This is a genomic window from Streptomyces sp. NPDC102514 (genome assembly GCF_055584525.1).
Map to the genome: position 1 here is coordinate 294313 of NZ_JBVJLW010000014.1, position 20881 is coordinate 315193.

Here is a 20881-nt window from a genome sequence, read left to right on the forward strand (position 1 = left end):
CAGGAAATGAAAAAACCCCTCACACAGGAGGGGGCGCCGCGCCGATGCCGGTCGCGGATTTCCGACGACCGGGTGTGATCAGCGCGGCTCACTAAGCAGAAGGCGTACGGCACGCATGGCGTCAGGGTACCGCAGCGGCCGAGCGGGGCGCGACGCGCTTTCGGCTACGCTCCGGCACTGAGTGTCGCTCCCCGCGCCGCACCGGCAAACGCTGGACAAAGGTCAAAGGTTACTTCGCGTAAGGGCCGCTAAGGGACATCACAACTCCCTCGCCGCCCTTTGATAACAGCGATATAACTCAAACCTCGTACTCCTCGGTATGCGTCGACCTAGAGTGCGGCAGCGGGACCGCTTTCCCGAACTGTTCGGAGTTGCCCCATGAACTCTCGCCGCAACAACAGCACGCTCTCCCGGCCGAGTCGCTCGGTCCAGGGCGGAGTGATGGCTGCCGTTCTGCTGCTCATACCCGTCAGCGTCGTGGTCGGAGGTGACGCGTTCCGCGACTTCATCAACTTCGGCGCGGGCGTGCTGTCCCTCGTCGCCCTGACCTGCTCGGTCCTCTGGGGACTGGTCGCCACCGACCGGGTCTTCCTCAACACCCGCCAGCGCCTGATAGCCCAGGCCGTACACCGGACGACCGCGGTCAGTTCGGTCGGCTTCCTGGTGCTGCACGTCACGGTCAAGCTCTTCCTCGACCACGTCGACGCGATCGCGGTCTTCGTCCCCTTCGGCCTGGGTGTCACCGGCACCGGCCAGCTCATCGGATTCGGCTCCCTGGCCGGCCTCCTGATGGTCTTCACCGCTCTCACCGGCGCGCTGCGCAGCAGGTTCGCGTCCCCCGCGGAGGTCGCCGCCCGCTGGCGCGCGGTGCACATGCTGGCCTACCCCGCCTGGTGCGCGGCCCTGGTCCACGGCCTGTTCGCGGGCCGCGAGGCGAAGCCGGTCTTCGTGATCCTCTACAGCCTCGCCCTGGTCGCCGTGATGGGGGCGCTGGCCCTTCGCGCGGCCCCCCTGTCGTTCAAGCGCAAGTTCGCCAAGCGCGTCCTGGCCCTGCTCGACAACGGCAACAACAGGGGCTTCCGCGAGGAGCCCCCGGCACGCCGTGCCCAGGAGCCCTCGCGCGAGGCTCCGCGCGGCGGCGGCCGGCCCGGCTTCCCCGACCAGCCGGTCCCCCAGCAGCGGAACGCCTCTCCCCAGCGCGCCGGCTTCCCGGACACCAGCTCGTTCACCGACACCGGGTCGCTCACCGACACCGGCGGCTTCGCGGCCGCCTACCGGGCCACGTCCAGCCCGCGCGCGCAGGACCCGCTGGCCGTCGACCCGACCCGGCCCATGCAGGTCCCGATGGACATGCAGCCCACGCAGGCGATGCCCCGCACCGACGACAGCGGCGGTCCCCGCTGGCCGGCCCCCTCGCCGCCGCTCTACCAGGCCCCGCCGCGCACCGACGGGCCCAACTACGACACGGGCACGTTCACTCCCGTGTCGTACGACACTCCCCCGCCGGGCGCCTCGTACGGCGGAAGTGACTTGTACAACACCGGTGAGACGAACGACCCCCTCGGTACGTACAACCCGAATGACACGTACAACAGCGGTCCCGCCACTGAAACGCTGCCCGGTTCCTACGAGGCACCGAGCAACGGCGAACCCTGGAACGCGCCTTCCGGAGGCTTTTAGTGAACGAGGCCCTTCCCGACGTCCCCGAAGTCCGAGTGGTGGGCCTTCCCCAGCTCACCTCCGGTTTCGATCTCGTCGAGAGACTCGACCTGCCCATGCACCTGAAGGTGCACGGGCCGCTTGAGCCCATGGGCGGGGAGCAGCTCGCGCAGCTCTCCGAACGGATCAACCTGAAGGGCCGTGGCGGCGCGGGCTTCCCGTTCCACAAGAAGCTCCGGTCGGTCGCCGAGGCGGCGATCCGCCGGGGCGTACGCCCTGTGGTCGTCGTCAACGGCAGCGAGGACGAGCCCGCCTGCCGCAAGGACACGGTGATGATCAACCGTGCCCCGCATCTGATCCTGGACGGTGCCCTGCTGGTCGCGGAGGCCCTGGGCGCCCGCACGCTGGTCATCGGAGTGACACGTGAATCCTGCCAGCGGTCGATGGAGGCGGCGCTCGCCGAGCGCGGGCTGACCAACCGGCGCAACGCGACCATCCGCGCGCGGGTGCAGCGCAACCCGGTGCGGATGGTGACCGGAGCGGCGGCCTCGCTGGTCCGCTCCATCGACGGCGGCCCCGCGATCCCGCCGGGCCGCAAGACCAGCGCCTCGCAGAACGGCGTCGGCGGCGCTCCCACGCTGCTGTCGAACGCCGAGACGTTCGCCCAGCTGGCGATCGGTGCCCGCATCGGCGCGGAGCGCTACGGCAACACCGGCCTGTACGACGAGCCGGGCACCGTCATGCTCACCGTCTCCGGAGCGGTCGCCCGGCCCATGGTGATCGAGGCCCCGACCGGTGTTCCGCTGCGCTACATCCTGCAGCTGGCCGGTGCCCCGCCCGTCCCGCAGGGTGTGCTGACCGGCGGTTACCACGGCAAGTGGCTGGACTCCGCGACGGTCAACGAGGCGATCGTCTCGCGCGACTCGCTGGCCGCGGTGGGCGGTGCCCTCGGCGCCGGCGCGATCCTCCCGATCAGCCAGTCGACCTGCCCGCTGGGCGAGTCGCTGCGCGTGGCCCAGTGGCTGGCCGAGGAGAGCGCCGGCCAGTGCGGCCCCTGCTACCTCGGACTGCCGGCGGCGGCCCGCGGCATGGAAGACATCCTCAACGGCGGCGGTCCGGCCGCCCTGGAGGCGCTCAAGCAGGTCGCCAACGCCGTGAAGCGGCGCGGCGCCTGCTCCCATCCGGACGGCTCCGCGATGTTCCTGGAGTCGACCATCAAGGCCTTCACGGACGACCTGGCCGCCCATGTCCTCGGCAACGGCTGCGGACGGCCCGTGGAGGGCGTTCTGCCGCTCTTCGAGGGCGGCCAGCTGCCCACCGGCATCCCGGGCGCCGCGCAGCCCGAGGAGGAGCAGGGCGCCAGCCGCCAGAAGATCTACGTCGACTGGACGCTCTGCCGCGGGCACGGCCTGTGCGCGGACATCCTCCCGGAGGTCTTCCAGCTGGGCGCCGACGGCTTCCCGACGGTCGCACAGGCGGGCGTGCCCCGGTACGCGGAGGCGAAGGCGCTGCGGGCCGTACGACGCTGCCCGGCACTCGCCCTGCGCCTGGAGGAGGACACCCGCGGAGCGGCCCCCCGGCAGAACCTGCCCGCGGTACGCGAGGGCGGCGGGGGCGGCCGTCGCGCACTGGGCCGCGGTCGCTGACGACCTGACCCACCGGCGGCCCGGCAGCCCGGGCCGCCGCACCCGCAGACCTCTGTACGCCGGTCCGCGGAGGCATCACTACACAAAGAAGCGGGCCATCCTGATCGGATGGCCCGCTTCATCTGCTGTGGAGCTAAGGAGAATTGAACTCCTGACCTCCTGCATGCCATGCAGGCGCTCTACCAACTGAGCTATAGCCCCTTGCGGTGTCCCACCGGGTCTCCCCGGCGGCGACGCCAACATTACCGGTCCCTCCGCGCACCACCAAATCGTTTCCCGGCCGCGGCCCGGGCCGGGGACGCCCCGACCGGATCAGGCAGTGGCGAACGAGTAGAAGCGCTTGAGCGTGCAGTGCTCGTCGAGGAGCCGGCCGTAGATCGGCTCGCCCTCCAGCTCGCGGTACGTCTCGATGGGGTCGCCTTTTATGATCAGCGCCCGTGCGCATTCCTCGCACCAGTACTGGTAGTCGTGGTTGACCGGTTCCATGTCGCGGACGATCGGCGTGCCACTGCCGCACCAATCGCACTTTCGCCTGTGCGCACCCATCGATCAGCTCCAGCTGTGGCCGCAGGCCGTGCACACGTAGGGAACTCCTCCGTTGTCGCCGAGGACTTGGGCAACGTGGGCCGAAGCGCAGGAAGGGCGGTCGAGGCGCGTGATCGGGTCCCGTACCACCTCGGATTCGGAAAGGTCGTCGACCTTCCCGAGGATGCTCGCAGGCATCGCCACTCCCTCCCGTCGGGTCGCGCCCCCTTCCGGCCGTTTGATTCTGCCACGGCCGGAGCAATACGGTCAGCGACGCCTTCGTACCAGTCCGGACACGGCACCTGCCGCAGTGGGCGCGGCCAGCGCAAACGACGAGCAGTGCGTTCGAAGAGGTATACGCCCGGGGAGGCCCAAGTGACTCAACACGCTGCGAAGACAGGTCAACGAAAGATCCCGCCCCCTGACGGGGACGGGATCATCTACCTGTGGAGCTAAGGAGAATTGAACTCCTGACCTCCTGCATGCCATGCAGGCGCTCTACCAACTGAGCTATAGCCCCTTGCGGTGTCCCGGCCGCTTTCCCGGCGGCGGAACAAGAGAAACTTTAGCCTGCGACCAGCCGGAAAGTGAAATCCGGTGCCGAGGGGCACCGGGACAAGATCCTCCGGCCTGCGCGGGCGGGCCCACGCGTGCCGGCCGGAGGATCTAGTCGTCGTCGCCCAGTACCGGCTCCGGCAGGGTCCCCGCATTGTGCTCCAGGAGGCGCCAGCCGCGGGCGCCCTCGCCGAGGACGGACCAGCAGCAGTTGGAGAGGCCGCCGAGGCTTTCCCAGTGCTGCGACTCCAGACCGAGGAGGCGGCCGATGGTGGTACGGATGGTGCCGCCGTGGCTGACGACCACGAGGGTGCCGTCGTCGGGCAGCTTCTCGGCGTGCCGGAGCACCACGGGGGCCGCCCGGTCGGCGACCTCGGTCTCCAGTTCGCCGCCGCCCCTGCGGACCGGCTCGCCGCGCTTCCAGCCCGCGTACTGGTCGCCGTACCGCGCGATGATCTCCTCGTGCGTCAGGCCCTGCCAGAGGCCCGCGTAGGTCTCGCGCAGGCCCTCGTCGTGCGTCACGTCGAGGCCGGTGAGCGCGGACAGCTCGGCCGCGGTGTTCGCCGCCCGCTTCAGGTCCGAGGCGACGATCGCGTCGGGCTTCAGGGACGCGAGCAGCCGGGCGGCGCGGCGGGCCTGGCCCACGCCGGTCTCGGTCAGCTCGACGTCCGTGGTGCCCTGGAAGCGGCGCTCCACGTTCCACAGCGTCTGGCCGTGGCGCCACAGGATGACGCGGCGGCCCCGGCCCGCCTTGCGTCCGGCGTCGGACAGCGGCTTGTCGTCGGACAGCGGCTCGTCGTCCGTCGCCGCACGTTCCGTGCCGGCGGTCATCGAAGTTCTCCGCGCAGCTCTGCGGCGTCCTCCGCGTCCTGGAGCTGGGCGTGCTCGGCGGCCTTGCCCCGCGTGGCCTTGGCGTCGGCGGGCAGGTCCAGCTCGGGACAGTCCTTCCAGAGCCGCTCCAGCGCGTAGAACACGCGCTCCTCGCTGTGCTGGACGTGCACGACGATGTCGACGTAGTCCAGCAGGATCCAGCGGGCGTCGCGGTCGCCCTCACGGCGCACCGGCTTCGTGCCGAGCTCCTTGTTCAGGCGCTCCTCGATCTCGTCGACGATCGACTTGACCTGGCGGTCGTTGGGCGCGGAGGCCAGCAGGAAGGCGTCCGTGATCGACAGCACGTCGCTGACGTCGTACGCGATGATGTCGTGCGCGAGCTTGTCGGCGGCCGCCTGCGCGGCGGTGGTGATGAGCTCGACAGAACGGTCAGTGGCGGTCACTACAAGGCTTTCCGTAGGCGGTCAGGAACCCCGGGGGGTCATACCCCAAGGGTCTCACGGACCGCCGACGGCACCCCACGCGTCGAATGGATCTTCCCGCGGGCCCGGGGAACCCGTCCCCACGGGCCCGCGAGCCCGTGGGGACGGGGACTATTCGCCCACCTTGTAGTCCTGGCCGAGCACCACCGAGACGTCCGCGTTCGAGGTGACCTTGCCCTTCTTCACGGAGGTCGTCGGCAGGCCGAGTGTCTTGGCGACCTCCGTCGCGTCCTCCTTCTTGGCGGCGTCGGCGTATGTGATCTCGGACACCGCCTGCGCGACGTCGGCCGTACCGCCGTCGACGAAGGTGTAGCCGCCGTTGAGCAGCACGACCCTGGCCTTCTCGGTGGCGTCCTTGTCGGCCGTGGCGTTGCGGATGCCCACCTGGACGGCGGCGCCCTCCTCGGGGCTCCTGGCAGCACCGCCGAGGACGTCCTTGACCACGCTGTCGCTCGCCTGCGTGCTGAGCCGGCCGTCCGTCTGGACGGGCAGCAGTGCGGTCTTGAAGTCACCCTCCTTGGCGCGGTCCGCGAGCTTGGCGAGGAACGCGCCCAGGTCCTTGTCGGTGAGCGAGGGGTCGAGGATCTGCGCGAGCGTCTGCACGGTGGTCGTGGCGGCCTGCTCGTCGGACGACAGCTTGCGCAGCACGCCCTGCATGACCTGCCCGAACCGCTGCAGCTGCGCGTTCTGCGACTCCCCGGAGGCGCGGTACGTGGCGTACGCGACGGCCATCTTGCCGCTGAGCGTCTGCTGCTCGCCCTTCTTGACGAGGGGTGCCTCGCCCTTCTTCTTCGCCTCGGGGTCCGGCACGTCCGCGTCGGTGTCGATGTCGATGTTGCCGACGAGCTCGACCAGGTTGTTCAGGTACGGGGTGTCCAGGCGCCAGGTGCCCTCGATGTCCGTGCCGAGCACGGTGTCGAGCTCGTCGCGCGTCCCCGAGGAACCGTCGTCGTCGACCGACTTGGAGAGGGTGGTCGCGCCGCCGTCGTCGTCCGTCAGGGCGAGGGAGTTGGGCAGCAGGACCGTGGTGCCCTGCTTCGTGGTGGTGTTGTTGACGAGGAGGGCCGTCGAGGTGCCGCTGCCCTTGGTGTTGTGCAGATGGACGACGATCACGTCACGCTTCTGGGCACCCGCGGCGGTGGTCGTGCCGCCCTTCGCCTCCGACGACGACCCGGGCAGCTTCCCGGCGAACCAGAGGTAGCCCGCCCCGCCCACCACGACCATCGCGAGGACGACGACGAGGGCGACCACCCGGCCGCGCGCGCGGCGTTTGGCCTCCTCGCGCCGCTCGGTGCGGTTCTCGGTGAACTTGAGCCAGTCGATGACGTCCTCGGACTGCTCGGGCTGCTCCTCGACGAACGCGAACTGCTCGGTGCGGTAGTCGGGTTCGCCCGCCCCCTCGTCGCCCTCCGGCGGTACGGGTGCGGGTGCGGGGGCCGCGTCCTTCGCGGGGCCCGCCTGCTGCGGGATGTAGGCGGTCTGCTCGGCCACCTGGGGCTGCTGCCGGCCTGTGTCATGGGGCGCCACAGGTTGCTGCTGACCGGTGTCGTACGACACCACGGGCGCCGCCTGCTGCCCTGCGTGATGCCCTGTCTGCTGACCGGCCTGCTGACCCGCCTGCTGGCCCGTCGCGTACGGGTCGTAGCCGTAGCCCTGCCCGTAACCCTGCTGCTGCCCGTAGTCCTGGCTGTAGTCCTGCCCGTAACCCTGCGCGGGCGCCTGCCCCGGAACCTGTCCCTGCGTCTGTCCCTGCGCCTGTCCGCCGTAGGGGTCGTACGAGCCGTACTCGTCCTGTTGCGGAGAGTACTGAGGGTGCTGCGGAGACTGCCCCGGCTGCGGTACCTGCCGGTACACGGGCTGCCCGAACTCGTCGTAGCCGACGAGTTCGTACTGGTCGCCTCCGTACCCAGCGTCGTATCGGTCGTTCACCGGTGCCCCTCTCGGCTCACTCGCCGCGGTACAGCTCACGCTTGTCGATGTAGCGCACGACACCGTCCGGCACCAGGTACCAGACCGGGTCACCCTTCGCGACCCGGACCCGGCAGTCCGTGGACGAGATGGCGAGCGCGGGAACCTCGACGAGCGAGACACCGCCCTCGGGCAGACCGGTGTCGGTCAGTATGTGGCCGGGCCGGGTGACCCCGATGAAGTGCGCGAGGGAGAACAGTTCGTCGTGGTCGCGCCAGGTGAGGATCTGGCCGAGCGCGTCGGCGCCGGTGATGAAGAACAGATCCGTGTCGGGGTTGAGCATGCGCAGGTCGCGCAGCGTGTCCGTGGTGTAGGTGGGACCGCCGCGGTCGATGTCGATGCGGCTCACGGAGAACTGCGGGTTCTCGGCCGTCGAGATGACCGTCATCAGATAGCGGTCCTCGGCCGGCGAGACCTTGCGGTCGGTCTTCTGCCACGGCTGTCCGGTCGGTACGAACACCACCTCGTCGAGGTGGAACCGCGCGGCGACCTCACTGGCGGCCACGAGGTGTCCGTGGTGGATCGGGTCGAACGTTCCGCCCATGACACCGAGGCGGCGCTTGCCCGGGTTCGACGGTCCGTTACCCGTGCCACGCCGTGCGTCGTGTGCCACGACGCCCGCCGGACCGGTAGGCATGTCCTGCTCTCCCATGCGTGCAGACCCTACCGGCCCGGACGACGGGCTCTGTCGCGCGGCCGTCAGCGGTCCCGGTTGAAGCGGGTGGTGATCCACAGCAGTAGCAGGAGGGCGAGAAAGGCTCCACCGCCGACGAACAGGGGGTTCAGGCTCTCGTGGTTGCCGCCGTGCTCCTCGCCCTCGGCGGCAAGTGTGACCAACTGGGCAGCGGTGCTGTGGAAGCTCATCTTCAGCAGGACCTATCCATGGGGGTCCCCCCGCCCGAGCGCAGTCGAGAGTGGGGGAGAGCGGGATAAAGACTTCCGCACATCGTAAGCGGCGGGCCTCCGCGCCATCACTCCGACTCCGCCGTTGGGGAGTTCGGCTCCGGCGGGCCGGGAACCTTCCGCGGGGTCTCAGTCGTCCCGTTTGTAGCCGCGCAAAAGGAACCAGGCGGCCAGCCCACATCCGACGACCATCACGATCAGCACGATGCGGAGGAGATTGCCCGCCCCTTGCTCCTGGGCGGCACTCGCGGCCTCGACGAGCCACGATCCGGGGGAATGCTCCATGACGTACTACTCCTTGACGTACTGCTCCTTCGCTGTACTGCCCGTCCAAGGTATCTCCGCCTAGGCTGGTCCCCGCCTTGGGGGCACAGAAGGCAACCAAACGCATGGGGGACCACATGCCAGAAGAAAGCCACGAGAACGTACCGAGCAGGCAGCGCAGGCGCTTCGAGGGGATCTCCTCCCGGGCGTACGAGCACCCCGCGGACCGCTCGGCCCTGGTCGCCCTGCGCAAGCTCACCGGCTTCGACACGGTCTTCAAGGCGCTCAGCGGCCTGCTCCCGGAGCGCAGCCTGCGGCTGCTGTTCCTGTCGGACTCGGTGCGTGTCTCGGACGCCCAGTTCGCCCACCTGAACGTGATGCTGCGCGACGCGTGCTACATCCTGGACCTCGACAAGGTCCCGCCGATGTACGTGAACCAGGACCCCCAGCCGAACGCGATGTGCATCGGCCTGGACGAGCCGATCATCGTCGTCACCACCGGACTCGTCGAGCTGCTCGACGAGGAGGAGATGCGGGCGGTCATCGGCCACGAGGTGGGCCACGCGCTGTCCGGCCACTCCGTCTACCGCACGATCCTGCTCTTCCTCACCAGCCTCGCCCTGCGCGTGGCGTGGATCCCCCTCGGCAACCTCGCGATCATGGCGATCGTGACCGCCCTGCGCGAGTGGTTCCGCAAGTCCGAGCTGTCCGCCGACCGGGCGGGACTGCTGGTCGGCCAGGACCTGCAGGCCTCGATGCGCGGCCTGATGAAGATCGCGGGCGGCAACCACCTGCACGAGATGAACGTGGACGCGTTCCTCGCCCAGGCCGAGGAGTACGAGGCCGGCGGCGACCTCCGCGACTCCGTGCTGAAGATCCTGAACGTGATGCCCCGCTCCCACCCCTTCACCACGGTCCGGGCGGCCGAGCTGAAGAAGTGGGCGGAGTCCCGCGACCACCAGCGGATCATGGACGGCCACTACCCGCGGCGCGACGAGGACGGCGACACGTCGGTCACGGACTCCTTCCGCCAGTCGGCGGCCAGCTACGCCACGGACGTGAAGAACTCCAAGGACCCGCTGATGAAGCTGGTCAGCGACATCGCGGGCGGCGCGGGCGACCTCGGCGGCCGGGTACGACGCGGCTTCGGCGGCTTCGCGACCGGCAGCAGCACGAGCAGCACCACGAAGGACCGCCCACGCACGGACGACCCGGAGGACACCCCGCCGACCGACACCCCCTGACGACCCGGCGCCCCTGAGGGGGCAGCCTTGAGGGCTGCCCCCTCAGGGGCGCGAGGAACGGCGCGCCAAGCCCCCACCGAACCCGCAGGTCAAAACGCCACCCCGCCGCCCCGCCCGTCAGGGGCGCGGGGAACGGCGCGACAAGCCCCCACCGGGCCGACAGGTCACAACACCGCCGCGCCCCCACCCCCTGAGGGGCGCGAGGAACGGCGCGACAAGCCCCCACCGGGCCCGCGGATCACCACGCACCCCGATCAGCGGAGCTCACAGCTTGGGTTGTGCGCTGGCCGCCAACGACCCGCACAACGACGTGGCACTCCCCGTGGCGAACGGATCCGTCCCGGCGGGCCCACCGGCCTTGGCCGTCTCCCCCGCCAGCAGCGGATGCAACTGGTTCGTCGCGTCCTCCGCACAGGCCAGCGGCCCGGCCTGGACGTAGGAGACGAGCAGTTCGGCCTGGTGCATCCGCAGATCGTCCCGGTCGAACCGGAAGTGCAGCTCACGCCGGACGGTGAACAGCGAGGCCGCGGCCTTCTCGTCGGACCCGGTGGGCCGCAGCGCGTACACGAACGTGTGGTCGGCGCTGACCTCAAGCGTGTCGGAGTCCGTCTCCGCCGCGGCCAGCGTGCCCTGCACCCGGATCTTCGTGTCGGCCAGCTCGGCCTGCGCCGGGTCGAAGCGCACCAGCCACCCGGTGGGCGCGTGCCGCCCGTCCGCGGTGGGGCTGCGGAAGCTCTGGTCGAACTGGTCGAGCTGCTGCGGGTCGAGCAGGATCCGCACCGACCGGCTGGCGCCGCCGGTGAGGACGTCCGGGTCGAGCGCGGACTCGACGAGGTAGTCCTTCGCCGTGGTCAGCGCGGTGACGATCTGGCTGTCGGAGAAGTGCGCGGTGCGCCGCGAGGCGGGCAGCGTGATGCCGTCGGCGCCTATGCGGAACTGGTCGGCGGGGCTGTGCGCGTACAGGTCCTCGACATCGGCCGAACCGGGCACGCGGCTCTGGGGCGCGAGCGGGATCACCGTCATGCGCAGTGGTTCGGGATGCTTCGCGACGGGGGTCTGGTACGGATGGCGTACGCCCATGTAGATCGCCGTGCCGAACGCCACGGCGATCAGGACGACGAGGACCAGGGCCTGCCGGGAGAGACCCCGTCGCATCGGGGGGCGGCGGCGGACGGCCGGGGTGTGGTCGCCGATCCGCTCCTGCGCGGAGAACTCCTGGAGGCGGGCAGCGCGGACGAACGATTCGTCGAAGACGACGGACCGGTACTCCTCCTCGCCACCGCCGGGTACACCCTCGGATGTCCCCTCCGGTGGGTCTCCAGGACTGCCCATACTTTCAGAGTAGGTCTCCTGGACCTCAGGTAAACGCCCTGCTACACGACAAGTTCTGACAGGTTCTCACCACATTCGCCATCAGCTCCCGGAGCAGCCCGGCACGCTGCGGGAGAGCCGTTTCAAACCTGTTCCGGCCCTTGTCCCGGCCAGAACCGTCAGGGCGTGCGAGGCACCGCCGAGGCGGCCGGCGGCGAGTAGTCGGCGGAGGCCGAGGGGCCCACACCGCCGCCCTGTTCGAGGCCGGTGGAGGCGGGCGGCGGGACCTGGTCCCCGCTGCTCGACGAGGCGCCCCGGTAGACCGCCGCGAACGCCAGCGCGACCATGCCGATGCCCATGACGAGGGCGAGCATCCAGGCCACGGGGCGGTGCCAGCGGGCCTGCTTGCCGTAGGTGCCGGGGTGGCCGTAGCGGCCGTGCAGGACGTCACGGTCGTCGAGGTCGTCCAGATCGGGGTCGTGGCCGAAATCGCCCGGTCCGTCGGGGCCGAACCCGTCCTCGTAGAGCTCGTCGTCCCCTCGCAGGCCCCGGGTGCGCGCCCGGCGGGCCTCGGCCTCGGAGGCCTCCGCTCTCGCCTGCGCGGCGGCCAGGAGGCGCTCCACGGCGGTCGGCTCGTGCACGGTCGCCGCCCGCACGAAGGCCTCGTCGAAGACCACGGAGGCGAACTCTTCGTCCGCACCCCCGCGGTCGCGGTCGTCGTCGGGCTCCCAGCCGTCAGGGAACGGCGTGCCCCCCACGTCCTCCGGCACGGATCCAGAGTAGACCGGGGTGGTCAATTTGGGCAGACCGTAAGGAAATTCTCCCGCCTGGCGAGACGGCCGGCGCCGGGGCGGCCCGGGGTGCCCGGCGCCGGACGCGGTCAGCGCCGGATGTGCCCGTCGCCCGTGACGATGTACTTGGTGCTCGTCAGTTCCGGCAGCCCCATGGGCCCCCGCGCGTGCAGCTTCTGCGTGGAGATGCCGATCTCGGCGCCGAAGCCGAACTGGCCGCCGTCGGTGAAGCGCGTGGACGCGTTCACGGCCACCGTCGTCGAATCGACCAGCTGGGTGAAGCGGCGGGCCGCCTGCTGCGAGGTGGTGACGATCGCCTCGGTGTGCCCGGAGGTCCACAGCCGGATGTGGTCGACGGCCCGCTCCAGCGAGTCGACGACGGCCGCCGCGATGTCGTACGACAAGTACTCGGTCTCCCAGTCCTCGGTCGTCGCCTCGACGACGGTGGCCTTGGAGTCCTCGCCGTACGCGAGGACGCGCTCGTCACCGTGCACGGTGACGCCGGCCTCCGCGAGGGCGTCGAGGGCGAGCGGCAGGAACCTGGGCGCGATGTCCTGGTGGACGAGGAGCGTCTCGGCGGCGTTGCAGACGCTGGGCCGCTGCGCCTTGGAGTTGATCAGGATGTCGATCGCCATGTCGAGGTCGGCGTGCGCGTCGACGTAGACATGACAGTTGCCGGTGCCGGTCTCGATGACCGGGACGGTGGACTCCTGGACGACCGTGCGGATCAACGAGGCGCCGCCGCGCGGGATGAGTACGTCGACGAGGCCCCGGGCGCGCATCAACTCCCGTACGGACTCGCGGTTGTCGCCCGGTACGAGCTGGACGGCGTCGGCGGGCAGGCCCGAGCCGCCGACGGCGTCGCGCAGGACGCGGACGAGGGCGGAGTTGGACTCGTACGCCGAGGACGAGCCGCGCAGCAGCACCGCGTTGCCGGACTTCAGGCACAGGGCGGCGGCGTCGACCGTCACGTTCGGGCGGGCCTCGTAGATGATGCCGACGACGCCGAGCGGGACACGGACCTGGCGCAGGTCGATGCCGTTCGGCAGGGTCGAGCCGCGGACGACCTCGCCGACCGGGTCGGGCAGCGCCACCACGTCGCGTACGTCGGAGGCGATCGCGCGGATCCGCTCGGGGGTGAGCGTCAGCCGGTCGATGACGGTCTCGCTGGTGCCGGCCTCGCGGGCGCGCTCGACGTCCTTGGCGTTGGCCTCGACGATCTCGCTCGTACGGACCTCAAGGGCGTCCGCGATCGCGAGCAGCGCGTCGTCCTTCTCGGCGCGCGGCAGCGGGGCGAGGTCGGCGGCAGCGTTCTTGGCCCGGTAGGCGGCCTGGGTGACCGGGGACATCGAGTCGTACGGCGAGAGCGTGGTCATAACCCGCAGGGTAGTGCGCCCGCGAGAGCTGTTCAGCCGTTGTCCCACACCGCGAGACAGGTCCTGAAATGGCCGTAGAAAGCGTGTGCCCCAAGGACCACGGAGGCAGCGGCCTCGGGGGCAGGGGCCACCGCGGTCAGAACGGGTGGACGCCCACCGGGGTGGCCGGCAGCGGCCCGTAGCCCTCCGCGATCCGCTGGTGGTAGGTCTCGCGGTCGATGACCTCCAGGCCGACGATCTCCCACGGAGGCAGCTTCGCGGTCTGGCGGTGCTCGCCCCACAGCCGCAGCGCGACCGCGGCCGCGTCGTGCAGGTCGCGGGCCTCCTCCCAGTAGCGGATCTCCGCATGGTCGTTGGCGTACCGGCTGGTCAGCAGAAAGGGGTGGTCGTGGGCGAGCTGTTCCAGGCCGCGCCTGACCTCTTTGAGCGGGGCCTCGCCGCCCGAGACGCTGAGCGTGACGTGCCACAGCCTCGGCAGGTCCTGCGGCTCCTCCGCCTCGTACATCTCACCGGCGGCGACGCTGGTGAGCGCACGCTCCTCGCCGGCCGCGCGCGAGCCGCCAAGACTGCGGGACGCCGCCGCCCCAGGGCGCACTCGTCTCACGACGGCCTCCTTCACGCAGTGGGTCCGCTCGGACTGTCGACTGATCGGACTGAGGGGGTCTCCCTGAGACAAAGTTGAGCAGGTGGGAAGGCGCCGCGTGGCACTTTTACCGAAGGTCCACCTCCGGGCAGGGGCTTTGTCCACCGTTCCCCACCCTTTTCGGCCGGGGCCCTGTTGACGGGCGGAGCGCCGGGCGTACGCCGGTGGACGTCCGGTGGACACCGCTCCGGGCCCCTCCGGGCCCCCGCGGACCCCTTCAGGGCGTCCCGTTCACGGATTCAGCAGCACCAGGTCGTCCCGGTGCACGACCTCGCGCTCGTACGCGGGGCCCAGCTCGCGGGCCAGGTCGTGCGTGGAGCGCCCGATCAGCTGCGGGATCTCCTTGGCGTCGAAGTTGACCAGGCCCCGGGCGACCGCCCGCCCCGTGCCGTCGCGCAGTTCGACGGGGTCACCGGCGGTGAAGTCGCCCTCGACGGCCGCGATGCCCGCGGGCAGCAGGGACGTGCGCCGCTCGACGACCGCGCGCACGGCACCGTCGTCCAGGACGAGGGCGCCCTGCGGGGTCGACGCGTGCTGGAGCCACAGCAGCCGGTCGGCGGAGCGGCGGCCGGTGGCGTGGAAGTACGTGCCGGTGTCCCGTCCGGCGAGGGCGTCGGCGGCGTGCACCGCGCTCGTCAGCACCACCGGGATGCCGGCCGCGGCGGCGATCCGGGCCGCCTCGACCTTGGTGACCATGCCTCCGGTACCGACGCCCGCCTTGCCCGTACTGCCGATGTCGACGTGGGCGAGGTCGGCCGGAGTGCGTACCTCCGCTATCCGCGACGTACCGGGTCGGCTGGGGTCGCCGTCGTACACGCCGTCCACGTCGGAGAGCAGGACGAGCAGGTCCGCGCGGACGAGATGGGCGACGAGGGCCGCGAGGCGGTCGTTGTCGCCGAAGCGGATCTCGTCCGTGGCGACGGTGTCGTTCTCGTTGACGACCGGCAGGGCGCCCATCGCGAGGAGCTTGTCGAGGGTACGGGAGGCGTTGCGGTGGTGGGCGCGGCGGCTCATGTCGTCCGAGGTGAGCAGCACCTGGCCGACCCGGACGCCGTACCGGGCGAAGGAGGCGGTGTAGCGGGCGACCAGGAGGCCCTGGCCGACGCTGGCGGCGGCCTGCTGGCGGGCCAGGTCCTTGGGGCGGCGGCGCAGGCCCAGCGGGGCGAGACCGGCGGCGATGGCGCCGGACGAGACGAGGACGACCTCGTGCTCGCCGCCGCCGCGGCTCTTGGCGAGTACGTCGACGAGGGCGTCCACGCGGTCGGCGTCGAGGCCTCCGGCCGCGGTGGTCAGGGACGAGGAACCCACCTTGACGACGATCCTGCGGGCGTCCACGACGCCCTGCCTGCTTGCCGCCCGCCTAGCCGCTGACACGCTGCACCCCGATGTTCCCAACGTTCCCATGGCCCGACCCGCGACCTGTCCGGTTCGTGCAATCTACGGGACGGGGGGTGGCCGACGCCCCCGCGTTTCGAGGGGCGGACGCGGGGAGGCGGGCCGGCGGGGGCGCGCGCTGAGGGCGGGAAGGGAGCGTCACAGCTTCTCGTCGTTTTAAACCCAAATCCGGTGATAGTTCTCACGCAAGATTGCTAGGCGACCCGCAGAGGTCATACGGTCAGGGATCGGCCTCTCCCGTACGAGCTTCAGGGAGGTACGGCGAGGCCCGACCTCCACGCCTCCCCCATCCGCCGCACCCCTCGCAGGAGCCCATTCCGTGCCCTCCGCCGGACTCGCCACCCGCCGCATCGTGCAGCTCTCCGCGCTGCTCTCGATGTTCGCGCTCTTCACGGCTCAGATCGTCTCCGCTCTGCTGCCGAACGTCCCGGTGTTCGTCGCCGCGAGCGCCGCCGGCCTCGCCCTCGACGTGTTCCTGCAGTACCGGGATCCCGGGCTGCTCTCGCTGCTCGGCAAGGTCCGCTTCGACGCCACGGTCCGGCAGCTGCTGCGCGACATGATCATCCTGGTGGGGCTCCTGCGGATCGACGGCATCAGCCCGACGCACGAGCAGGCGCCGCTGATGGTCGGGCTGTGCGCCTTCTACGCCCTGCACTTCGCCTGCCAGGCCGCCGCCGTCATGGTCCGCCGCACCCGTACGCTGCCGATCGTCACCCGGAACATCGACGCGTCCGCGCTGCGCCTGACCACCGCGCCGCCGCGCATCCTGGCCCGGCGCCCCGGTCACCGGCTGCTCACCTTCTCCGTCCCGACCACGATCGGCCTGATGGTCACCGCGGCCACCGAGGACGCCCTGTGGGGCGCCATCGGCCTCGGCGTCGCCCTCGTGCTGATCGGCGGCGGCACGGCGTGGCTGGCCACCTGGCTGCTGCCGAAGAAGCGCGCCCTGAGCGAGCAGAAGGTCATGGAGTGGCTGGACGCGTGGCTGGCCGACTACCGGCCGACGGTCGCCATGTACTTCTCCGGCGGCACGACCTCCGCGTACCAGGCGAACATGTGGCTCTCCACGGTCTCCGCGGTCGACGCGAAGCCGTTGATCGTGCTGCGCGAGCGGTTCATGGTGCAGAAGATCGACGCCACCGACGTGCCGGTGATCTGCTTCCCGAAGGTCTCGACGATGTTCTCGCTGGAGAACTCGACGCTGAAGATGATGCTGCACCCGGCGAACGCCGCGAAGACCTCGCAGGTCCTGCGCATCCCCACGGTCAAGCACGCCTTCATCAACCACGGCGAGAGCGACAAGCTCTCCTCCTGCAACCCGTACGCGAAGGCGTACGACGAGGTGTGGGTGGCCGGGCCCGCGGCCCGCGAGCGGTACGCGCTGGCCGAGGTCGGCGTCGAGGACAAGGACATCGTGGAGGTCGGCCGGCCGCAGCTCGCGCCGATCCGCCCCTACTCGGGGGCGCCGACGGGCGCGTTCACGACCGTGCTGTACGCCCCCACGTGGGAGGGCTGGGACGGCAACCCCGGCAACACGTCCGTGGTCCTGGCCGGCGAGAACATCGTCCGGCAGCTCCTGGCCGACGACGGGGTACGGCTCCTCTACAAGCCGCACCCGATGACCGGCTCCGTCGACCTGCGCGCGGGCGCCGCGAACGAACGCATCAAGGCGATGATCCGCGAGGCCGCCGCGCTGCGCTCCGGCGCCCGTCCCGACGCCGGTGCCGCGGCCGAACTGACGCGCCGCACGGCCGAGTTGGACAAGCTGACGTCCACCGACTTCCGCAACAGCGCCGACGAAATGGAGCGCATGCTGCTCCAGGGCGCGCCCCGGGGCGACCGTGAGGCCGCCATCGCCGAGGCCACGCTGGCCTGGGAGAAGGCGTACTGGGCGTCCTTCCCGGAGTGGGAGCACCAGATCATCACGGACGCGCGGCCGGGTATCTTCGCGTGCTTCAACCAGGCGGACCTGCTGGTCAGCGACGTCTCGTCGGTCGTCTCCGACTGGCTGTCGAGCGAGAAGCCGTACGCGGTGGCGAACACGTCGGGGATGACCGAGGCGGCGTTCCGCACGGGGTTCCCGACGGTGTCGGCGGGTGTGGTGCTGGCGCCGGGCGCGGAGGGTGTGGCGGCGCTCCTGGAGTCGGTACGCCGTCCCGAGAAGGACCAGTTCACGGCGGCCCGTGCCGCACTGAAGGAGCACCTGCTCGGCCCGTCCGACCCGCCGTCGATGGCCCGCTTCAACGGGGCGATCGACGACCTGTGCACGAAGGCCGACGAGCGGCGGGTACGCATGGAGTCGCGCCTCGCGGCCGAGATCCCTTCCCCGCGGTCCGCGTCCGAGGACGCGGCGGAGGAGGGGGCGCAGGACGCGAGCGAGGCGGAGGACGCGGTCAACGCGTAGCGGCTCGACAAAGGCGTGGGGCCCGGAGAAGTCTCCGGGCCCCACGCCTTTGCGCTGCCCACACGGCCACGCTGTCACCTGCGGCCCGGTGGGGGCTTGTCGCGCCGTTCCCCGCGCCCCTTGGACAGCTGAGGTGGCTGCCTCCACCGCGGGCCCGGTGGGGGTGACCCGCGCCGTTCCTCGCGCCCCTTAAAAAGCTGAGGCCGGTGGGGGTGACTCGCGCAGTTCCCCGCGCCCCTAAAAACAGGCGCCCGGGGCACACCACGCTCAACCGAACCCCCCGCAGCCAAAACACCACAGCACCCCCACCCACCTAAGGGGCGCGAGGAACGGCGCGGGCCACCCCCACCGTCCCGAGGCAAACACACAAACCCCAGCCCCCACCCACCCAAGGGGCGCGGGGAACGGCGCGACCAGCCCCCACCGGCCCAAGGCGAACACACAAACCTCAACCCCCACCCACCCAAGGGGCGCGAGGAACGGCGCGGATCACCCCCACCGGGCCGCAGGTGTATCCGCGCACCCCCGGCCCGGAGGGCAGACCCGTTAGAACGGGTTGAAGTCGTCGAATTCCCGGTCCGACTCGTCCCGCTCCGCCTGCTTGTCCCGACGCCGCTGCGCAGCCGGCCGCGGCGGCTCGAAGCGGTGGTCCTCACCACGGCGCCCGAGCATCTCCGCACCGGCCAGCACCGACGGCTCCCAGTCGAAGACGACGGCGTTCTCCTCGGGACCGATGGCAACGCCGTCACCCGAGTTGGCTCCCGCCTTCATCAGCGACGCCTCGACGCCGAGGCGGCTGAGCCGGTCGGCGAGGTACCCGACGGCCTCGTCGTTGCTGAAGTCGGTCTGGCGGATCCACCGCTCGGGCTTCTCGCCGCGCACGCGGTAGAGGCCGTCGTCCTCGCGGACCACGGTGAAGCCGGCGTCGTCGACGGCCTTCGGCCGGATGACGATCCGCGTCGCCTCTTCCTTGGGCTTCGCCGCACGCGCCTTCCCGACCAGCTCGGCGAGCGCGAAGGAAAGCTCCTTGAGGCCCATGTGGGCGACGGCGGAGATCGCGAAGACCTGGTAGCCGCGGGCCTCCAGGTCGGGGCGCACCATCTCGGCCAGGTCCTTGCCGTCGGGCACGTCGATCTTGTTGAGGACGACGAGGCGCGGCCGGTTGCCCAGCCCGCCGTACTGGTTCAGCTCCTCCTCGATGATGTCGAGGTCGGAGACGGGGTCGCGGTCCGACTCCAGGGTCGCCGTGTCCAGCACGTGGACCAGTACCTCGCAGCGCTCCACGTGCCGCAGGAACTCAAGCCCCAGGCCCTTGCCCTGGCTGGCTCCGGGGATGAGTCCGGGCACGTCGGCGATCGTGTAGACCATCGAGCCGGCCGTCACCACACCGAGGTTGGGGACGAGGGTCGTGAAGGGGTAGTCGGCGATCTTGGGCTTGGCCGCCGACAGCACCGAGATCAGCGAGGACTTGCCCGCGCTCGGGTAGCCGACGAGCGCCACGTCGGCGACCGTCTTCAGCTCCAGGACGATGTCCTGGAGGTCGCCGGGAACACCCAGCAGGGCGAAGCCGGGCGCCTTGCGGCGGGCCGAGGACAGTGCCGCGTTGCCGAGGCCGCCCCTGCCGCCCTCGGCGGCCACGTAGGTCGTGCCGTGGCCCACCAGGTCCGCGAGGACGTTGCCGTCCTTGTCCTGGATGACCGTGCCGTCCGGCACCGGCAGGATCAGGTCCTGGCCGTCCTTGCCGGAGCGGTTGCCGCCCTCACCGGGCCGGCCGCTGGTGGCCTTGCGGTGCGGGGAGTGGTGGTAGTCGAGGAGCGTGGTGACGGACTGGTCGACGACCAGGATCACGTCACCGCCACGGCCGCCGTTGCCGCCGTCCGGGCCACCGAGGGGCTTGAACTTCTCCCGGTGCACGGAGGCACAGCCGTGGCCTCCGCTACCCGCGGCGACGTGCAGCTCGACGCGGTCCACGAAGGTGGTCATGGGATGTGCCTCCAGTTACGTACGGAAAATCTCTCATCGATGAGCACCGCGCGGTCGTCGCCGCCCGATGATCACTACTCGATGGCGGTGTCCGTCCGACGGACACCTCTCCACCAGTTAAAACACGCGAAAGGCGGACCCGCTTCCCGTACGGGAAGTGAGGTCCGCCTCGCGAAAGATCCGGTCAGGCGACCGGAACGATGTTCACGACCTTGCGGCCGCGGTGCGTGCCGAACTCGACCGCACCGGCGGCCAGCGCGAACAGCGTGTCGTCCTTGCCACGGCCGACCTTCACGCCGGGGTGGAAGTGGGTGCCACGCTGGCGGACCAGGATCTCACCGGCGTTGACGGTCTGACCGCCGAAGCGCTTCACACCGAGCCGCTGAGCGTTTGAGTCGCGACCGTTCCGGGTGGACGATGCGCCCTTCTTGTGTGCCATCTCTCCTCAGTCCCTTACTTCGCAGCCGCGGGGATCTCAGTGACCTTGATCGCCGTGTACTGCTGGCGGTGGCCCTGACGACGGCGGTAGCCGGTCTTGTTCTTGTAGCGAAGGATGTCGATCTTCACACCCTTGTGGTGATCCACGATCTCGGCCTGGACCTTGATGCCGGCCAGGACCCACGGGTCGCTGGTGACAGCGTCGCCGTCGACAACGAGCAGGGTCGAGAGCTCGACCGTGTCGCCGACCTTGGCAGTGGAAATCTTGTCAACCTCAACGATGTCGCCGACAGCAACCTTGTGCTGGCGACCACCGCTGCGCACGATGGCGTACACGCGGATCTCTCTCTCACTCGAAATCGGAATCCCCGCAGTCCAGCCACCGAAAAAAGCGAAGCAGGCAGCCTCTCCCGGGGCGCGAGCCACCAGGAGGAAGAGGTTTACGGGAATGCGGTGCATCAAT

19 protein-coding genes and 2 tRNA genes are annotated in these 20881 nt (G+C 70.5%); 4 read left to right on the plus strand and 17 right to left on the minus strand.

Going from position 1 to position 20881, the window contains the following annotated elements; all coding sequences use genetic code 11:
• The first annotated feature begins 378 nt into the window (after window positions 1-378).
• Together ACZ60E_RS31985 and ACZ60E_RS31990 are read left to right on the plus strand one after the other, a co-directional pair.
• Complete coding sequence (locus tag ACZ60E_RS31985; RefSeq protein WP_384809266.1) at window positions 379-1680, plus strand: cytochrome b/b6 domain-containing protein; 1302 nt, start codon at window positions 379-381, stop codon at window positions 1678-1680.
• The gene (locus ACZ60E_RS31990; protein ID WP_384809264.1) at window positions 1680-3305 is read left to right on the plus strand and encodes an NADH-ubiquinone oxidoreductase-F iron-sulfur binding region domain-containing protein; all 1626 of its coding nucleotides are present in this window, start codon (window positions 1680-1682) and stop codon (window positions 3303-3305) included. Before ACZ60E_RS31985 ends, ACZ60E_RS31990 begins: the two co-directional genes overlap by 1 nt.
• 128 nt (window positions 3306-3433) lie before the next feature.
• On the opposite strand, the gene ACZ60E_RS31995 is transcribed toward ACZ60E_RS31990, so the two are convergent.
• From ACZ60E_RS31995 to ACZ60E_RS32035, 9 genes are all read right to left on the minus strand, one after another.
• A tRNA-Ala gene (locus ACZ60E_RS31995) sits at window positions 3434-3506 on the minus strand.
• 111 nt (window positions 3507-3617) lie between these two features.
• Complete coding sequence (locus ACZ60E_RS32000; protein WP_010986886.1) at window positions 3618-3851, minus strand: hypothetical protein; 234 nt, start codon at window positions 3849-3851, stop codon at window positions 3618-3620.
• A gap of 426 nt (window positions 3852-4277) precedes the next feature.
• Window positions 4278-4350 (minus strand) — tRNA-Ala (locus ACZ60E_RS32005).
• Window positions 4351-4496: 146 nt separating this feature from the next.
• Window positions 4497-5216 carry a histidine phosphatase family protein gene (locus ACZ60E_RS32010; RefSeq protein ID WP_384809260.1) on the minus strand — a complete coding sequence of 240 codons (720 nt, stop codon included), beginning with the start codon at window positions 5214-5216 and terminating at the stop codon, window positions 4497-4499.
• Window positions 5213-5659: a ribosome silencing factor gene (rsfS, locus tag ACZ60E_RS32015; protein WP_384809258.1), complete on the minus strand. Its 447-nt coding sequence runs from the start codon at window positions 5657-5659 to the stop codon at window positions 5213-5215. The genes ACZ60E_RS32010 and rsfS overlap by 4 nt, the downstream gene beginning before the upstream one ends.
• A 150-nt stretch (window positions 5660-5809) precedes the next feature.
• A complete protein-coding gene (locus tag ACZ60E_RS32020) occupies window positions 5810-7627 on the minus strand; it encodes an LCP family protein (RefSeq protein WP_384809256.1) in 1818 nt (605 codons plus the stop codon).
• Window positions 7628-7643: 16 nt separating this feature from the next.
• Window positions 7644-8318: a nicotinate-nucleotide adenylyltransferase gene (nadD, locus tag ACZ60E_RS32025; protein WP_210882678.1), complete on the minus strand. Its 675-nt coding sequence runs from the start codon at window positions 8316-8318 to the stop codon at window positions 7644-7646.
• A 47-nt stretch (window positions 8319-8365) separates the two neighbouring features.
• Window positions 8366-8530 (minus strand): hypothetical protein, encoded by a 165-nt coding sequence (locus tag ACZ60E_RS32030; protein WP_199854695.1) that lies wholly within the window; start codon window positions 8528-8530, stop codon window positions 8366-8368.
• Window positions 8531-8698: 168 nt separating this feature from the next.
• Window positions 8699-8854: a hypothetical protein gene (locus ACZ60E_RS32035; protein WP_210882676.1), complete on the minus strand. Its 156-nt coding sequence runs from the start codon at window positions 8852-8854 to the stop codon at window positions 8699-8701.
• Between the two features lie 116 nt (window positions 8855-8970).
• Here ACZ60E_RS32035 and ACZ60E_RS32040 point away from each other — a divergent pair, with 116 nt between their 5' ends.
• Window positions 8971-10077: a M48 family metallopeptidase gene (locus tag ACZ60E_RS32040; RefSeq protein ID WP_469444933.1), complete on the plus strand. Its 1107-nt coding sequence runs from the start codon at window positions 8971-8973 to the stop codon at window positions 10075-10077.
• A gap of 264 nt (window positions 10078-10341) precedes the next feature.
• On the opposite strand, the gene ACZ60E_RS32045 is transcribed toward ACZ60E_RS32040, so the two are convergent.
• The 5 genes from ACZ60E_RS32045 to proB form a co-directional block, all read right to left on the minus strand.
• Window positions 10342-11409: an SCO2583 family membrane protein gene (locus ACZ60E_RS32045; protein ID WP_384809252.1), complete on the minus strand. Its 1068-nt coding sequence runs from the start codon at window positions 11407-11409 to the stop codon at window positions 10342-10344.
• A 158-nt stretch (window positions 11410-11567) separates the two neighbouring features.
• Window positions 11568-12158 (minus strand): SCO2584 family spore wall biosynthesis protein, encoded by a 591-nt coding sequence (locus tag ACZ60E_RS32050; RefSeq protein ID WP_453793827.1) that lies wholly within the window; start codon window positions 12156-12158, stop codon window positions 11568-11570.
• A 110-nt stretch (window positions 12159-12268) separates the two neighbouring features.
• Window positions 12269-13555, minus strand: a complete 1287-nt coding sequence (locus ACZ60E_RS32055; protein WP_469444937.1) for a glutamate-5-semialdehyde dehydrogenase — start codon at window positions 13553-13555, stop codon at window positions 12269-12271.
• A gap of 136 nt (window positions 13556-13691) precedes the next feature.
• Window positions 13692-14150 (minus strand): hypothetical protein, encoded by a 459-nt coding sequence (locus ACZ60E_RS32060; protein WP_107016291.1) that lies wholly within the window; start codon window positions 14148-14150, stop codon window positions 13692-13694.
• 279 nt (window positions 14151-14429) lie between these two features.
• Window positions 14430-15602, minus strand: a complete 1173-nt coding sequence (gene proB / locus ACZ60E_RS32065) for a glutamate 5-kinase (protein ID WP_384809246.1) — start codon at window positions 15600-15602, stop codon at window positions 14430-14432.
• A gap of 310 nt (window positions 15603-15912) precedes the next feature.
• On the opposite strand from proB, the gene ACZ60E_RS32070 reads away from it, so the two are divergent.
• Window positions 15913-17997 carry a hypothetical protein gene (locus tag ACZ60E_RS32070; RefSeq protein WP_469444940.1) on the plus strand — a complete coding sequence of 695 codons (2085 nt, stop codon included), beginning with the start codon at window positions 15913-15915 and terminating at the stop codon, window positions 17995-17997.
• A gap of 546 nt (window positions 17998-18543) precedes the next feature.
• On the opposite strand, the gene obgE is transcribed toward ACZ60E_RS32070, so the two are convergent.
• From obgE to rplU, 3 genes are all read right to left on the minus strand, one after another.
• On the minus strand, window positions 18544-19980 hold the full coding sequence (obgE, locus tag ACZ60E_RS32075) for a GTPase ObgE (protein WP_469444941.1): 1437 nt from the start codon (window positions 19978-19980) through the stop codon (window positions 18544-18546).
• A gap of 184 nt (window positions 19981-20164) precedes the next feature.
• Window positions 20165-20419: a 50S ribosomal protein L27 gene (gene rpmA / locus ACZ60E_RS32080; protein ID WP_107016287.1), complete on the minus strand. Its 255-nt coding sequence runs from the start codon at window positions 20417-20419 to the stop codon at window positions 20165-20167.
• Window positions 20420-20433: 14 nt separating this feature from the next.
• Complete coding sequence (rplU, locus tag ACZ60E_RS32085) at window positions 20434-20754, minus strand: 50S ribosomal protein L21 (protein WP_006374708.1); 321 nt, start codon at window positions 20752-20754, stop codon at window positions 20434-20436.
• Window positions 20755-20881 lie beyond the last annotated feature (127 nt).